Origin of the sequence: Pseudarthrobacter sp. B4EP4b, assembly GCF_006680095.1 — a bacterium.
Classification (GTDB): Bacteria; Actinomycetota; Actinomycetes; order Actinomycetales; family Micrococcaceae; genus Arthrobacter.
Window position 1 is genome coordinate 1 of record NZ_VHIJ01000064.1, and the last position, 14,597, is coordinate 14,597.

The 14,597-nt window shown below is 66.4% G+C and carries 14 protein-coding genes; 3 read left to right on the forward strand and 11 right to left on the reverse strand.

The window, feature by feature from the left end; genetic code table 11:
• Positions 1–74 precede the first annotated feature (74 nt).
• The 4 genes from cobA to FNL14_RS20290 all read right to left on the reverse strand — a co-directional run bounded on the left by cobA (position 75) and on the right by FNL14_RS20290 (position 4,440).
• Positions 75–1,340, reverse strand: coding sequence for a uroporphyrinogen-III C-methyltransferase (gene cobA / locus FNL14_RS20275; protein WP_142063865.1), 1,266 nt, complete (start codon positions 1,338–1,340; stop codon positions 75–77).
• Positions 1,341–1,615: 275 nt separating this feature from the next.
• A complete protein-coding gene (locus FNL14_RS20280) occupies positions 1,616–2,557 on the reverse strand; it encodes an ABC transporter permease (protein ID WP_091416234.1) in 942 nt (313 codons plus the stop codon).
• Positions 2,547–3,272, reverse strand: coding sequence for an ABC transporter ATP-binding protein (locus FNL14_RS20285; RefSeq protein ID WP_050054183.1), 726 nt, complete (start codon positions 3,270–3,272; stop codon positions 2,547–2,549). Before FNL14_RS20285 ends, FNL14_RS20280 begins: the two co-directional genes overlap by 11 nt.
• Positions 3,273–3,300: 28 nt before the next feature.
• Positions 3,301–4,440, reverse strand: a complete 1,140-nt coding sequence (locus tag FNL14_RS20290; protein WP_142064110.1) for an ABC transporter substrate-binding protein — start codon at positions 4,438–4,440, stop codon at positions 3,301–3,303.
• A 319-nt stretch (positions 4,441–4,759) separates the two neighbouring features.
• Between FNL14_RS20290 and FNL14_RS20295 the strand changes: the two genes are divergently transcribed.
• Positions 4,760–5,170: an Hpt domain-containing protein gene (locus FNL14_RS20295; protein ID WP_142063868.1), complete on the forward strand. Its 411-nt coding sequence runs from the start codon at positions 4,760–4,762 to the stop codon at positions 5,168–5,170.
• Positions 5,171–5,176: 6 nt separating this feature from the next.
• On the opposite strand, the gene FNL14_RS20300 is transcribed toward FNL14_RS20295, so the two are convergent.
• From FNL14_RS20300 to FNL14_RS20325, 6 genes are all read right to left on the reverse strand, one after another.
• Positions 5,177–6,343 (reverse strand): RtcB family protein, encoded by a 1,167-nt coding sequence (locus FNL14_RS20300; protein ID WP_142063871.1) that lies wholly within the window; start codon positions 6,341–6,343, stop codon positions 5,177–5,179.
• Positions 6,344–6,515: 172 nt separating this feature from the next.
• The gene (locus tag FNL14_RS20305) at positions 6,516–7,925 is read right to left on the reverse strand and encodes a sulfate adenylyltransferase subunit 1 (RefSeq protein WP_142063874.1); all 1,410 of its coding nucleotides are present in this window, start codon (positions 7,923–7,925) and stop codon (positions 6,516–6,518) included.
• Positions 7,925–8,872, reverse strand: coding sequence for a sulfate adenylyltransferase subunit CysD (cysD, locus tag FNL14_RS20310; protein ID WP_142063877.1), 948 nt, complete (start codon positions 8,870–8,872; stop codon positions 7,925–7,927). Before cysD ends, FNL14_RS20305 begins: the two co-directional genes overlap by 1 nt.
• A complete protein-coding gene (locus tag FNL14_RS20315) occupies positions 8,869–9,669 on the reverse strand; it encodes a phosphoadenylyl-sulfate reductase (RefSeq protein ID WP_255470940.1) in 801 nt (266 codons plus the stop codon). The genes cysD and FNL14_RS20315 overlap by 4 nt, the downstream gene beginning before the upstream one ends.
• On the reverse strand, positions 9,669–11,414 hold the full coding sequence (locus FNL14_RS20320; RefSeq protein WP_142063880.1) for a nitrite/sulfite reductase: 1,746 nt from the start codon (positions 11,412–11,414) through the stop codon (positions 9,669–9,671). The genes FNL14_RS20315 and FNL14_RS20320 overlap by 1 nt, the downstream gene beginning before the upstream one ends.
• Positions 11,415–11,468: 54 nt before the next feature.
• On the reverse strand, positions 11,469–12,338 hold the full coding sequence (locus FNL14_RS20325) for a sirohydrochlorin chelatase (RefSeq protein WP_142063881.1): 870 nt from the start codon (positions 12,336–12,338) through the stop codon (positions 11,469–11,471).
• Positions 12,339–12,399: 61 nt separating this feature from the next.
• Here FNL14_RS20325 and FNL14_RS20330 point away from each other — a divergent pair, with 61 nt between their 5' ends.
• Both FNL14_RS20330 and FNL14_RS20335 read left to right on the forward strand, forming a co-directional pair.
• Positions 12,400–13,068 (forward strand): trimeric intracellular cation channel family protein, encoded by a 669-nt coding sequence (locus FNL14_RS20330; RefSeq protein ID WP_142063884.1) that lies wholly within the window; start codon positions 12,400–12,402, stop codon positions 13,066–13,068.
• Between the two features lie 13 nt (positions 13,069–13,081).
• The gene (locus tag FNL14_RS20335; RefSeq protein WP_091416258.1) at positions 13,082–13,507 is read left to right on the forward strand and encodes a hypothetical protein; all 426 of its coding nucleotides are present in this window, start codon (positions 13,082–13,084) and stop codon (positions 13,505–13,507) included.
• Positions 13,508–13,619: 112 nt separating this feature from the next.
• Here FNL14_RS20335 and FNL14_RS20340 read toward each other — a convergent pair whose 3' ends face one another.
• Positions 13,620–14,459, reverse strand: coding sequence for a type IV toxin-antitoxin system AbiEi family antitoxin domain-containing protein (locus FNL14_RS20340; RefSeq protein ID WP_142063887.1), 840 nt, complete (start codon positions 14,457–14,459; stop codon positions 13,620–13,622).
• Between the last annotated feature and the right edge of the window lie 138 nt (positions 14,460–14,597).

A 14,597-nucleotide genomic window follows, 5' to 3' on the forward strand; every position in this document is an offset into this window, starting at 1 on the left:
GTCCCAACTAAGTAGCGCTAAGTGTCGTTATGAGGGCTCAAAACGACACTTGGCGCTACCCAGTTGGGTGGGGGCTAGGTGGTAACGGAGGTCTTGCGGGGGCTGTTGGGGGTGGTGGTTCCGTAATCAGCGGTTTTGAAGTGCGACGGCGCGAACGGGCTCACGCGCACCACGTCACCGATGACTATGACTGCCGGGTTGGCCACACCGGCGGCTTCCGCCTGGTCCGCAATGGAACCGAGGGTGCCGATGGTGACGCGCTGGTTGGGCAGGTAACCGTTCTCAACGATACCAACCGGGGTGTCCGCCGGCATGCCGGCTTTGCCCAGGGCGGACGCTGATTCGCGCAGCTGGCCCACACCCATCAGCAGCACCACGGTGTGGTCGGGTCGGGCGGGAACCTCGGAGAGTTCCTCGTGGCCGGTCACCACGCTGAAGCCCTTGGCGAGGCCGCGGTGCGTCACGGGGATGCCGGCTGCGGCGGGGACGGAGATCGCGGACGTGACGCCGGAAACCACTTCAACGTCGACGCTGTGCTGGCGGCAGTATTCGGCTTCCTCGCCGCCGCGGCCCAGGACGTAGGGGTCCCCGCCTTTGAGCCGGACCACGCGGTGGCCCTTCAAGGCTTCCTCCACAAGGATCCGGTTGATCTCGGACTGGGGCACTGGGTGGTGGCCGGGGGTCTTGCCAACCTCGATGACGTGGACGTCCGGTGCCAGTTCGTTAAGCAGTTCGCGGGGGCCCAGGCGGTCTGCCACCACAACGTCGGCCTGGCCGAGGAGCCGGCGGCCGCGGACTGTGATGAGGCCGGTGTCACCTGGACCGCCGCCCACCAGGGCAACGGAACCATTACGGGCGGCCCGGCGGCGGCGCAGCGGAAGGTCGCCGGTTTCCAGCGCAGTGGCCACGGCGTCGCGCACGGCCATGGCGCGGCGCGGGTCTCCCCCGGCGTTCACGGCGATCTTGACGTCGTCCACTTCTGCGACGGCGGGGGTCCAGGCGGCTGAGGCTTCGTGGTCGGAGGCGTTGACGCACCAGATGCGCTGCGCCTCGGCGTCGGCGGAAACCTGGGCGTCCACGGCGGAATCACCGGTGGCGGTCTGGACGAACCAGACGCCGTCGACATCGGAGGAAGAGTAGGTGCGCGCCTCCCAGGTGAGGAGGCCGGCGCCGGCCAGTTCCTGGAGTGCGGCGGAGGCAACCGGAGCCACGACGGTGACCCGGGCACCGGCGTCGAGCAGCCCCTTGGCGCGGCGTGCAGCAACGGGGCCGCCGCCCACCACCAGCACGGGGCGGCCAAGGAGGCGCAGTGCTGTGGGGTAGATATCCTGAATTGCCATGAATCAACGGTAGGGCCGCGTCACAATCGCCCACAAAGGCCGAGCAACACCAGTTCACGTAAGGTAACGCTGCGTCACATAGTGGTTCGCCGCCGTCGTCGGCCGTCCTGGGGCACATTGGCGGCAATTCCGGCGGGCGCAGGCTTGATCCGCGGCGTGTCCGTGTCAAAGTGCCCCGGTTCGGCCGCTGGAGGCCGTGAAGTCGCCAAGAAACAGCAAAGCCCGACGGCGGGAGTCGCCGTCGGGCTTTGCTGGAGGCTTGGAACGGGGCTGGCTTAGCGGGTGCTGCCGGAGAGGAGGCCGCGGCTGCGCAGGAGCCTTTTTTCGATCGGTGCGAACACCAGCAGCTCGATCAGGATGCCAACGGCGAGGATCAGCAGGATTGCGGCCATCACCACCGACATGTCGGACAGCTGCCGGCCCTGGTCCAGGAGCGAGCCCAGGCCAAAGCCGATGGTGCCGCCCACGGCGATGATTTCCGCGGCCATCAGTGAGCGCCACGAGAACGCCCAGCCCTGCTTGAGGCCGCTCAGGTATCCCGGAAGCGCGGCGGGAAGGATGATCTGCAGCGCCATCTGGAGCCGGGACGCACCCAGGACGGTACCCACGCGGCGGTACTGCGGCGGGATCTGGTCCACGCCCGAAATGAGCCCGTTGATGATGGACGGGATGGCGCCCATAAAGATCACGAAGTACACGGTGGCGTCGGTCAGCCCGAACCAGATGATGGCTGCCGGCACCCAGGCCACCGAAGGCAGCACCTGCAGGCCGGAAATCAGCGGCCCGAAAGCCCTGCGGAGCGGAGCCACCTGGGCCAGCAGCAGGCCCACGGGGGTGGCAATGACAACGCTGATCACAAACCCGATGATGCCGCGCTGCATGGAAGTCCAGACGGATTCCTGGAGCTTGCCCTCGTTCCAGAGCACGCCCATCTGGGTCACCACGTCCAGCGGACCCGGCACCAGGTCGCGGCGCTTCACCCCGAGCGAGACGTAGAACTGCCAGATGAGCACCAGGACCACCAGCGCGGCGATGGGCAGGAGTACCCGGCTCCAGTCCACCCGGTGTTTACGGTCGGCGTCGGACTGCAGGGAGTCCAGCCCGGACTCAAGTTCCCGCAGGTCCTCGTGGCCGGTGGAAGTCCGCGTCAAAGCAGCATGCACGTGGGGGGTTTCGACAGGCTCAACCAACGGATCAGACACGGAGTTACTTGGCATGGCGGCGAATCTCCTCACGCAGCCGGGCGGTGATGACCCCGGTCAGCTGGCCGGCAAGCCCGGCATCGGTTCGGTGTTCCTCCGTGACGGCCCATTCCTGGACAACGCGGCCGGGGCGGGAGGACAGCAGCAGCACGCGCTGGCCCAGCCGGACGGCTTCGCGGACGTTGTGGGTCACGAAGACGATGGTGCGGCCAGTTTCCTTCCAGATGCGTTCAAGTTCGTCGTGCAGCAGGTCGCGGGTGATCGCGTCCAGAGCAGCGAACGGCTCGTCCATCAGCAGCAGCTGCCGGTCCTGCGCCAGGGAACGGGCCAGGGACACGCGCTGCCGCATGCCGCCGGAGAGCTCATGCGGGCGCTTGTCCCCTGCGGTGCCAAGGTGCACCAGCTCCAGGAGCTCCTGCGCCTTCGCCTTGCGCTCCGCTTTGCCCATGCCGCGCAGCTTGAGCGCCAGTTCGATGTTCTCCCGGGCTGTGAGCCAGGGGAACAGCGCGGCGTCCTGGAACATAAATGCGGCACCGTCGCTGGGCACTTCGAGGGCGCCCGACGTCGGCGCCTCGAGTCCGGCGATGATGTTCAGCAGGGTGGATTTGCCGCAGCCGGAGGCACCGAGGAGGGCGACGAACTCGCCCTGGCCGATGTTGGCGTTGACGTCGTCCAGCACCGGGGCGCCATCGCCGAAGCGCTTGCCCAGGTTTTCCAGTACGACTGGCATGGTGCCGTCCTTAGGTAGGTGGTGTGGATCAGTTCTGGCCGAGGCCGGCGGCGGAAATCTTGGCGGTGCTGCCTGTGGCGGCAGCGACCTCGTTCAGGGGGCGGAGGTCGAAGAGTCCGCTGAGGTCCGCCTGCTTGGTGGTGCCGGCCTCCACGCCGTCCTGCAGCAGCCGGGGGTAGCTTCCGGCCAGCGGGTCCAGGGTGAAGGTGATGTTGGCCAAGGACCGCGCAAGGACGTCATCCGCCAGTGCCGCGCCTGCTGATTCCTGCAGGGCCGAGTTGATGACGGCGGCCTTCTGCGCCGCAGGCGCTTCGTTCAGCCACGCAACCGACTTCGCATGACCAGCGAGGAGCGCCTTGACGGTGTCCGGATGGTCGGCCGCGAATTTCTGGTTCACGATCAGGACCGTGGTGGGGAATTCGCCGGGCTTGCCGGTGCCTGTGCCGTCCCACAGGTCCTTTTCGTCCACCAGCACCTTCGCTCCGGCCTGGAGCACCAGGCGGGACGCCCAAGGCTCAGGCAACCAGGCGCCGTCGAGCTTTCCGTCCTGGAAAAGCTTCAGGGTTTGCGCGTTTTCGGTGGGGTTGATGGCGACGTCGCCGCTGCCGTCCACGTTCGTTTTGTATCCCTGGTCCGCGAGCCAGGCGCGCAGGGCGACATCCTGCGTGCCGCCCAGTTGTGGGGAAGCCAAAGTCTTGCCTCTGAGGTCCGCAGCCGAACTAATCTCCGGTTTGACCACCAGTTGGGCGCCACCGGCAGCAGCCCCGGCAATGATCCTGACGGACTCCCCCTTGCTCTTGACGAAGGAGTTGATGGCCGGGTTGGGGCCGATGTAGGCGGCATCGATGGCGCCGGCATTGAGCGCTTCAATGGCCGCAGGACCGGCGTTGAACGTCTCGGTGCTGAGCGTGGTACCGCCCAGGGCTTCGGCCAGGAAACCCTGCTTGATGCCGACCAGTGCGGGAGCGTGCGTGACGTTGCCGAAGTACCCCAGCTTCAGTTCTGCGGCCGGAGCGGGTTCAACTGCCTGGGCCTCGCTATTGCGGGAAACGGTGGACCCCACCACGGCGCCGAGGGCGATCAGCAGTACCAGCCCGATGGCGAGGGCAGCCTCGATGGCACGCTTGCGCTGGGGAACAGCGCTTTCGCCTGCCACGATGCGGGTCATCCCGGGCTTGGAACTAGTCATTGTTTCACCATAGGGAGTGACCCAAACCCGTTCAACGAAGCGGAAACGGGGGGTCACGAAGGTTCATCTAGCGTCATATTCCACCGCACCACTTGGGGCCTGCGCTGCTGCCTGGCCGCAGATTCGAGTACTCGCTACTCGTGCTTCGCGGCGCCCTGCCACGTAGCGTCCATAAAAGTCCTGCTGGGGAGGCTCATAAGCGAATTGACTTATAGGGGCAGGTCATGGGTAACGAGCTGTGCAGGCATGAGTGTTACGTGGTTGGGCCCGCTGCCGGGACTGGCCTCGAGGCGTTGCTGTGACCGAGGGCGACGCCTATGCCCCGCTCCTGGACCCCTCAGTGCTGGAGAGGCTGCGCGATGAACTTGAGGACGATGAGGGCGTCTGGAAGGTGTTCGTGCAGAACTTTATCGAGCAGCTGCCCGAACGGAATGAGAAGCTGCGGCAGGCGTTGACCACCGGTGACGTCACCGGCGCCATGGATGCCGTGCTCAGTCTCAAAACCTCCAGTCAGATGGTGGGCGCGGAACGGCTGGCGGGCCTGGTTATGGACCTCGAGCAGGCCCTGCGCCATGACATTCTTGGCAGCGATCCGGCCGTGGCGCTGCCCCAACTGGCCGCCGCCCATCTCCGGCGCATCAAGCAGTGCAGCCGGCAGACCACCTACCTCCTCCAGGCCACGCTGAAGCGGAAGCCGGATGGGGGCTGAGCGGCTTCAGTTGCCTTTGACATTGATCAGTTGCCGCAGCTTGTGCCGGACCTTGACCAGGTCTGCGGCGTCCTGCATCACCTGGTCGATGGGTTTGTAGGCGGCCGGAATCTCGTCGATGAAGGCTTCCGAAGCCCGGAACTCGATCCCGCGCATGGCCTTCTTCAGCTCGTCCAGGCTGAAGGTCCTGCGCGCTGCGTTGCGTGAGTACTCCCGGCCGGCCCCGTGCGGTGAGGAGTTCAGGGAGGCGGGGTTGCCCAGGCCTTCCACCACATACGACGCCGTCCCCATGGATCCGGGAATCAGTCCGGGATCGCCGGGGCCGGCTTGGATCGCGCCTTTCCGGGACACCCACACGGACCTGCCGTAGTGGGTTTCCTGCTGGGTGAAGTTGTGGTGGCAGTTGATCCGTTCGCGTTCCTGCACCCGGCCGCCCACCCAGTGGCCGAACCGGGCGCTGAGGCGGTCCATCATCTCCTCCCGGTTCAGGAGCGCGAAGTGCTGGGCCCAGCGCAGCTCTGCCATGTAGCGGTCGAACTGCGGTGTGCCCTCGTCCAGGTAGGCGAGGTCCGGGTGGGGTAAGCGGATCTGGTGTTTCCGCGACACATGCTGGGCGACGCCGATGTGATGCTGGGCGATCTTGTTGCCGATGCCGCGTGAACCGGAATGCAGGAACAGCCAGACGGCGTCAGCCTCATCGGCGCAGACTTCGATGAAGTGGTTGCCCGAGCCCAGGGACCCGAGCTGCAGCTCCCATTTGGCTGCATACTGCGCGGGGTTGAACCCGGATTTGGCAGCGAGCTGCTTCAGTTCGGCGATCCGCGGCTCGGCGCTGGGCAGCACGGTCCTGTTGTTGTGCCCCGCGGAGAGCGGAATGACGCGTTCGATGTCTTCACGGAGCTTCTTGCGGTCCTTCGGGAGGTCCGCCAGCGAGTACTGGGTCCGGACGGCAATCATGCCGCAGCCTATGTCCACGCCTACGGCCGCTGGGATGATCGCGTGCAGCGTGGGAATCACCGAGCCCACGGTGGCACCCTTGCCCAGGTGGGCATCGGGCATGAGTGCCAGATGGGGATAAATGAAGGGCAGCTCGGCCGTCATCACGGCCTGCTCCCGGGTCTGGTCATCCAGGATTGATGCCCAGTTGAGCAGCTTGCTGTTGATGGTTTCCATGTGCCGCCTCCCACTGCCGGATGAGGACTAACGTGAGTCTTAGGCTACCGCCCGGCCCCCCAGACCGCCCTGAACCGGTTCCCCCGGAAGGAGAGGCAAAACCGCGGCTTGTTCGCAAAACCTGGCCTTGACGGCGGGGTTTCGCGAACAAGCCGCGGTTTAGTGTCGGAACTTAGATGCTGTAGCGCTCGTCCTCGTGGTCGCCCGGGTGGTCCTTGACCAGGCCGGCAGCCAGCGTATTGCCGTCCAGCGGGTCGATCACCAGGAACGCGCCGGTGCGGCGGTGGTGCAGGTAGTTCTCGAGCGGCAGCGGCGCGGCGAGCCGGAGCTGCGCGTGACCGATGTCGTTCAGCTCCAGGGTGGACGCCGGCTCCAGCTTGAAGGTGGACAGGTCCAGCTTGCCGTTGACATTGCGGACCAGGGCCTGCACGGTGCGGGTTCCGTGTTTTACCAGCACTTTCTGTCCTTCCCGGAGCGGCTTCGGGGACAGCCAGCACAGCGACGCGTACAAATCCGCCGACGCTTCACGGACGGTGCCGGCAGCGGCGATGGTGTCGCCGCGGGCCACGTCGAACTCCTCAGCAAGGCGGATGGCCACTGACTGCGGCGCGGCGGCTTCCTCCAGGGAAGCCCCGGCGAAGTCGATGCCCACGACCGTAGTGGTGCGCGGCGACTGGCCCGGGGTCAGCACGGACACCTGGTCCCCCACCTTGACCGAACCTTCGGTGATCTGGCCGGCGTACGCGCGGTAGTCGCGGTAGGCCTCAACGTCCAGCCCGGCGGCAACGGCATCAGGAGCCAGTGCACCTTGCGGCCGGATGACCAGCTGCACCGGGAAGCGGAAGCTCTCCAGGTGGCTTTCGAGTTCGTCGGCGGCCGGAAGGGTCTCGAGCACTTCGAGCAGCGCCGGGCCCGTGTACCAGGGGGTGCGTTCCGAGCCCTCCACCACGTTGTCGCCGTCGAGCGCGGAAACCGGAACCACCAGCAGGTCCGCAATACCGTCCGAGCCGAGGCCCAGCTCGCGGCCCACCTGCTGCACGTCGGCTTCGATCTCGCGGAACACGGACTCGCTGAAGTCCACCAGGTCGATCTTGTTGACCGCCACAATCACGTGGGCCACGCGCAGCAGCTGCAGCACGGACAGGTGCCGGCGGGTCTGCTCCAGCACACCCTTGCGGGCGTCAATGAGTACGACGACGGCATCCGCCGTGGACGCGCCGGTCACCGTGTTCTTGGTGTACTGAACGTGCCCGGGGCAGTCGGCCAGGATGAAGCTGCGCCGGTCCGTGGCGAAGTAGCGGTAGGCGACGTCGATGGTGATGCCCTGTTCGCGCTCGGCGCGCAGGCCATCCGTCAGCAGGGCGAGGTCGATGCCGCCCTTCTCGCCGCCGAAGCCGCGGTCCGCTGAGGTGCGGGCAACGGCGTCGAGCGTGTCAGCCAGAATGGCCTTGGAATCGTGAAGGAGGCGGCCCACCAAAGTGGACTTGCCGTCGTCGACCGATCCTGCGGTGGCGAACCGGAAAAGTGTGGTGGGCAGGCCTTCGTTGATTGAGCCTGTCGAAATCTCGGAAATCGTGCTCATTAGAAATAGCCGTCCTTCTTGCGGTCTTCCATGGCGGCCTCGGAGATGCGGTCATCTGCCCGGGTGGCGCCACGTTCGGTGAGGGTGGAGGCAGCAACTTCGACCACGACGTCGGACACGGTGTAAGCGTCGGACTCTACGGCTCCGGTGCAGGACATGTCCCCCACGGTGCGGTAGCGGACGGTCTTGGTGATGACGTCCTCGTGCGGCAGCGGCTGGGACACCTCGCCCACCGCCCGCCACATGCCGTCGCGGGCGAAGACCTCGCGCTCGTGAGCGTAGTACAGGCCGGGCAGCTCGATGTTCTCGCGCTCGATGTAGCGCCAGATGTCCAGCTCGGTCCAGTTGCTGATGGGGAAGGCACGGACGTGCTGGCCCACGGTGTGGCGGCCGTTGTACAGGTTCCACAGCTCGGGGCGCTGGTTGCGCGGATCCCACTGGCCGAACTCGTCGCGCAGGCTCAGGATGCGCTCCTTGGCGCGGGCCTTGTCCTCGTCGCGGCGGCCGCCGCCGAAGACGGCGTCGAACTTGTTGGACTGGATGGCGTCCAGCAGCGGGACGGTCTGCAGCGGGTTGCGGGTGCCGTCGGCACGCTCGGCGAGCTCGCCGCGGTCGATGAACTCCTGCACGGAGCCCACCACGAGCTTCAGTCCCAGCCGCTCCACAGTGCGGTCGCGGAAGTCGATGACCTCGGGGAAGTTGTGGCCGGTGTCCACGTGCAGCACGGGGAACGGGACCTTGCCGGGCCAGAACGCCTTGGTGGCCAGATGCAGCATCACCACGGAGTCCTTGCCGCCGGAGAACAGCAGGGCCGGCTTCTCGAACTCGGCAACAACCTCGCGGATGATGTGGATGGCCTCGGACTCGAGGGTGTCCAGGCTGGAGAGGCGCGTGGATACGGCAGCTTCAGTCACCTGGGTGGTCTCCTCGGATAGGTAAGTGCTCATACGTGTAGTCCGCATTCTGTCTTGTCGGTACCTGCCCAGCGGCCGGCGCGGGGGTCGTCGCCGGGCGCCACCTTCCGGGTGCAGGGCTGGCAGCCAATCGAGGGGTACCCCTGGGAAAGCAGCGGGTTGACGGGCAGGAGGTTGTCGTCCGAGTACTGGACCAGCTGGTCGAACGTCCACGCGGCCACCGGGTTGACCTTGACCAGGCCGTTGGCCTCGTCCCAGGTGACCAGCGGGGTGTTGGTCCGGGTGGGGGCCTCGTCCCGGCGAACGCCGGTGAACCAGACTTCGTAGCCGGACAGGGTGCGGCGCAGCGGGGCCACCTTGCGGAGGGCGCAGCACTGGGCGGCGTCGCGGGCGAAGAGGTCCTTGCCCAGGAGCCGGTCCTGCTGCTCCACGGTGTTCTCCGGGAGCACGTCCACCACGTTGACGCGGAGGTTTGCGGCCACCTCGTCACGCGTGGCGTAGGTTTCCGGGAAGTGGTAGCCGGTCTCCAGGAACAGGACGTCGACGCCGGGCAGCTGGTCCGCGACCAACGCCGGCAGGACGGCGTCGGCCATGGAGCAGGCGACGGCCACTGCGGGCAGGTCAAAGTTGCGCTCCACCCAGGCGATCACGTCACGGGCCGGGGCATCCCAGCCGAGCTCGGCGGCGCCGGCTTCGGCCAAGGCCCTCAGTTCGTCCTTGCTGCGGAGCTTGGGGGTTTCGGCAGCCTTGGTTTCGGCGAGCGCAACCACCGTCGCTTCTGCCTCGGCAGGTGCAACTACCGGGTCCAGTCCGAGTGCATGTTTGCTCATTACTGGAGTGCCTCCTCGTCTGCTGCGTGCGCCCACTCGGCGAAGGTCTGGCCTTCGGCGCGCTGGGCCACGAAGGTGCGGACTACGCGCTCCACGTAGTCGGGCAGGTCGTCAACGTACACCTTGAGGCCGCGGACGGTGCGTCCCAGCCCGGCCTCCTCGCGGTCGTTGGAAGCCAACCCGCCGCCCAGGTGGACCTGGAAACCCGGGGAGGGGTCGCCGTCGGGCGTGGGAAGCATCATGCCCTTGAGGCCGATGTCCGCCGTCTGGATGCGGGCGCAGGAGTTGGGGCAGCCGTTGATGTGCAGGGACAGCGCGTGCGGCAGCTCGCCGGACCCGGCGAGGTCGGCCAGGCGGCGTTCGAGCTCGGCCACGGCGGTGGCGGCCGTGTGCTTGGTCTCCACGATGGCCAGCTTGCAGTACTCGATACCGGTGCAGGCGATGGTCCCGCGGCGGAACACGGACGGGCGGGCGGACAGGCCCAGTGCGTCCAGCTCGGCCACGAGGGGCTCCACCTGGTCCTTCTCGACGTCCAGGACCACGAGCTTCTGGTGCGGGGTAGTGCGCAGCCGGTACGAGCCGCGGGCCTCCAGGGTGTCCGCCAGCTTCACCAATCCGGAGCCGGACAGGCGGCCGGCCAGCGGGGTGGCGCCGATGAAGAACTTGCCGTCCTTCTGCTCGTGCACGCCGATGTGGTCGCCGGGGGTGGTGGGCTTGGGCGCGGCCGGACCGTCGGCCAGCTTGTAGCCCAGGTATTCGTCCTCGAGGATCTGGCGGAACTTCTCCGGACCCCAGTCGGCCATCAGGAACTTCAGGCGTGCCTTGGTGCGCATGCGGCGGTAGCCGTAGTCACGGAAGATGCTGGTGACGCCGAGCCACACATCCGCGGCCTGCTCAGGCTTGACGAATGCACCCAGGCGCTTGCCGAGCATCGGGTTGGTGGACAGCGCGCCGCCGGCCCAGAGATCGTAGCCAATGCCGAGCTCAGGGTGGCGCACGCCTACGAGGGCGAAGTCGTTAATCTCGTGGACCACGTCCTGGCTGGGGTGGCCGGTAATTGCGGTTTTGTACTTGCGGGGCAGGTTGGACAGCAGCGGGTTGCCGATGAACCGCTCGCCCAGCTCCTCAATCAGCGGGGTGGGATCGATGATCTCGTCCTTGGCGATGCCGGCCACGGGCGAGCCCAGGATGACACGCGGGACGTCGCCGCAGGCTTCGGTGGTGGACAGGCCAACACCTTCCAGGCGGGTCCAGATCTCGGGGATGTCCTCCACGCGGATCCAGTGCAGCTGGATGTTCTGGCGGTCCGTGAGGTCGGCCGAGTCACGGGCGAAGTCCACGGAGATCTGGCCGATGACGCGCAGCTGCTCGGTGGTGAGCGCACCGCCGTCGATCCTCACCCGGAGCATAAAGTACTTGTCCTCGAGCTCGTGCGGCTCAAGGGTTGCGGTCTTGCCGCCGTCGATCCCGGGCTTGCGCTGGGTGTAGAGGCCCCACCAGCGGAACCGGCCGTGCAGGTCCTGGCCGGGGATGGCGTCGAAGCCCTCTTTGGAGTAGATGGTCTCGATACGCTCGCGCACGTTAAGGCCATCGTCTTCCTGTTTCCAGGTTTCGTTGGCGTTCAGGGGCGTTTTGCCGTCCACTTTCCACTGCCCGTGCGGTTTCGCGGCGGGTCGGGACGGGCGGGCCGGGCGCTTCGGGGCGGCGGTGTCCGCGGACGCTCCGGCTAGAGCTGTATCAGTCATGCATCGACTGTAGGTCCCGTCCGAAGAGCGTCACAAAGGCCCGGAAACGTTGAGTCACCTAGGGAAATATTTCGTCACGAAACGCCGGACGGCCTTGAAGAAGCCACCCTCCTGTGCATCTGAAGGTGCTGCTTCAGGGGCATTGGCCGGTGCTGTGGAGGGCACTTCGGAGGGTGCCGCCGCGGCAGCTTCCCGGGCCTTCGCGACGGCGGCGTCGTAACGTTCCAGCGCGATCTCCGCCAGCACGGGTGACGGCAGCAGGGGTTCGGTGACGACGTCGGCCCCGGCCTTTGCGAGCTGGTCATGGAAGAAGCCCGGCGCCAGGAGGTAGGAGGCAATCACCACGCGCCCGCCGACGTCGACAGCCCCTGCGGACTCCCCCGCGCCGGCACCTCCCTCCAGTTCCTCGCGAAGCATTGCGACGGCGTCGGGCACGGACGGCTTGGCGGAGGCACCATAGGCGGCCACCATCCGGTTGGACCGCAGCTCCTGAAGCTGGCCCAGCAGTTCCTCCACGCTCACGGCAGCCTTGGGGTTGGACGAACCGGCGGCGGCGAGGACAATCACGTCGTTATCCGTAACGCCCGCTTCACGCAGCCGCTGGTCCAGGAGGGCGGCGAGGCGCGGATCCGGCCCCAGCGGAGCGGCCGCGGCGCTCCCCGGCCGGCTCTTGACCGCCCGCGCGATATCCACCTTCACGTGGTAGCCCACGCTGAGCAACAATGGCACCACGACGGCGGACTCCCCCGCCGGCAGGCCAGCCACCACGTCCACCAGATCGGGCTGCTGAACATCCACGTAGGCTTCCCGGACGTCGAGTCCCGGGCGGAGCGCTGCAATGGCATCGCGCAGGGCGTTGACCTCCGCGGCGCCTTGTGTGTTGGACGTCCCATGGGCGCAGGCGATCATAATGGGGCTGTTCATAGGGGCTAGCGTAACGTTGGAGCCGCCCTGTCCGCCCTCTTTGTAACCGCCGGGACGCTCCATGACATTCGCCTTTGACAACGCGCCCGTGTGGCTGGATCTGCTGGGCGTCTTCTTCTTCGCCGTCTCGGGTTCGCTGCTCGCGGCGCGCAAGCAGATCGACATTGTGGGATCCCTGTTGCTGGCTTCCCTGGTGGGCCTTGGCGGCGGCGTGATCCGCGACATCATCCTGGGCGTGGTCCCGGCAGCCTTCACCAACCCCGCCTACCTGGTGCCGCCGCTGCTGGCCACGGTCCTGGTGTATTTCCTGTTCTCCAGCGTCCAGCGCTACACGTCACTGCTCACCCTGTTCGACGCCGGCGGGCTCGCTTTGTTCTGTATGACGGGAACCCTCAAGGCGCTGGCCACCGGCCTCAATCCGGTGGCATCGGTGCTCCTGGGAGTGACGTCGGCGGTGGGCGGGGGCCTGCTGCGGGACGTGGTTGCCAACGAGGTTCCGGAGCTTTTTAATCCCAAGGACATCTACGCGCTGCCGGCCTTCCTGGGAGCTGCCATGACCTCTGTCCTCTGGGTCCTGGGCGTGTTCAATGTTTCGACTGCAGCCGTGATCGCGGCCCTGGTGTTCACGTTCCGGGTCCTGGCCTGGCGGCGGTCCTGGCAGGCCCCGCTCGCCGTTCGCGGGTGGCACCGGGCAGGGGCCGGCAGCGGCGAATCACAGGGCCGCGATTAGCTAGGATATGAGCATGACTGACATGTTCCTCGAGAAATTCCGTGCGCTGGTTCCGAAGTATCTCGAGGATGAATGGCAGGAAGAGGACGGCCTGTCCCCCGAGGAGCTGGACAAGGCCCTCGCCGACCACCAATTCCAGATTCCCCTGGTCCTGCGCGAGTTCTACCTGGCCATCGGCGGCTGCGAGGACCTGATGGAGGCATACCACTACTTCTGGGATCCGGACGAGCTCGAAGTTGATGACGAGGGCTTCCTGATGTTCCTCGAGGATGAGGAAGAGGAATACACCTGGGGCTTCCGGGTAGGCGACCTCGGCGTCCCGGACCCCATCGTGTACCGGCGCAACAACGCCCGGGGTCAGTGGAAGTCTGAAGAGGGCACGTTCTCGGAGTTCGTGTTCGACATGTTCGAGTGGGCCTTCGAGGACGACGAAGACTAGGTTCCGCTTTAGGTCATCCGGTGGCGGTCCTGGGGCACTTTGACACGGACACGCCGGGCGTTGAGGCCAGTTCAAGTGTTGTTCGGCCCAAAGAGCCCCACGACGGCGGCGGTCACCTTCCGCCGAAGGCTCCCTGCCGGCTAAGCTCCAGCACCGCCAACACCTGGGCCACCATTCGCTCGGGATAGTGGACTACGTCCGCGTAGCCGAATCTAAGGCAGAGACGTCCGCCAACCACTGTGGCGTTGTTACGTACGCGGTCCTTTTTGACGTGTTTTGCCTCCAGGTGGGTGGCCCCGTCGGTTTCCAGCACCAGGCAATCCTCAATCAGGAAGTCCACCTCGCCCACGCCCTGGAGCTCCACGTGCCGGCGAACATACAGGCCGGCCCTCCGGAAGTGGTAGTTGGCCAATACCTCAAGAACCGAATCGGCCCGGGGAATCACGTAATCCAGGACTGAACGGGCACGTGCGTTGCGATTTCCGGGAAGTTTGCGCCGCAGGAAATCCACTGCCACATCTCCGCGCTGCGCAGCACATTGAACCATGACCAAGGCTTCCAGGGCGGGAAGGCAATGCAGAGCATGGATGAGGACGTCCGCCAGGCCCGCCACCGGCAGCCAGGGGTGGACAGGATGAAGGATCCGGCCGTGGGTCAGGGTGCCCGGCACTGTCTTCTTGTGTCCAGGGCTCAAGTGGACCATTCCGGCCTTCTCCAAGGTCCACAGCTGATAAGCAGGGGCAGCGGACAGGCAGGTCACGAGCGCATTGTGCTGCAGGGCCAAACCGAGAACGCCGTCTTCCGTTGGCAGGCCGTAGACACCTCGCCGGACCCGGACGACCTGGCCTGCTGCGAGGGCCTGGTCCACACGCGTTCTCGCGAATCCGGCACTGTGGAGTGCAGCAGTTCGGGCAACGCCTCCGCGATGGCGGAGAAAGGCTTCGATATCCATGGAATCAAATTCGCTCGAACCCCGCGGCAGGCGACAGTTCCAGGCAGGGCCATGTGGACAACTTGCCGTCGCAGGGCACTTCGACACGGACTCGCCGCGGCTTCAGCCCTGACAGCAGGGAGCGGACGTCAATGCGCC

Coding starts and splice junctions, on each gene's coding strand:
- FNL14_RS20320 (WP_142063880.1), bottom strand. CDS start 11,414: ATGACTGATACAGCTCTAGCCGGAGCGTCCGCGGACACCGCCGCCCCG.
- FNL14_RS20305 (WP_142063874.1), bottom strand. CDS start 7,925: ATGAGCACGATTTCCGAGATTTCGACAGGCTCAATCAACGAAGGCCTG.
- FNL14_RS20315 (WP_255470940.1), bottom strand. CDS start 9,669: ATGAGCAAACATGCACTCGGACTGGACCCGGTAGTTGCACCTGCCGAG.
- FNL14_RS20285 (WP_050054183.1), bottom strand. CDS start 3,272: ATGCCAGTCGTACTGGAAAACCTGGGCAAGCGCTTCGGCGATGGCGCC.
- FNL14_RS20325 (WP_142063881.1), bottom strand. CDS start 12,338: ATGAACAGCCCCATTATGATCGCCTGCGCCCATGGGACGTCCAACACA.
- FNL14_RS20290 (WP_142064110.1), bottom strand. CDS start 4,440: ATGACCCGCATCGTGGCAGGCGAAAGCGCTGTTCCCCAGCGCAAGCGT.
- FNL14_RS20335 (WP_091416258.1), top strand. CDS start 13,082: ATGACTGACATGTTCCTCGAGAAATTCCGTGCGCTGGTTCCGAAGTAT.
- FNL14_RS20330 (WP_142063884.1), top strand. CDS start 12,400: ATGACATTCGCCTTTGACAACGCGCCCGTGTGGCTGGATCTGCTGGGC.
- FNL14_RS20280 (WP_091416234.1), bottom strand. CDS start 2,557: ATGCCAAGTAACTCCGTGTCTGATCCGTTGGTTGAGCCTGTCGAAACC.
- FNL14_RS20340 (WP_142063887.1), bottom strand. CDS start 14,459: ATGGATATCGAAGCCTTTCTCCGCCATCGCGGAGGCGTTGCCCGAACT.
- cysD (WP_142063877.1), bottom strand. CDS start 8,872: ATGAGCACTTACCTATCCGAGGAGACCACCCAGGTGACTGAAGCTGCC.
- cobA (WP_142063865.1), bottom strand. CDS start 1,340: ATGGCAATTCAGGATATCTACCCCACAGCACTGCGCCTCCTTGGCCGC.
- FNL14_RS20300 (WP_142063871.1), bottom strand. CDS start 6,343: ATGGAAACCATCAACAGCAAGCTGCTCAACTGGGCATCAATCCTGGAT.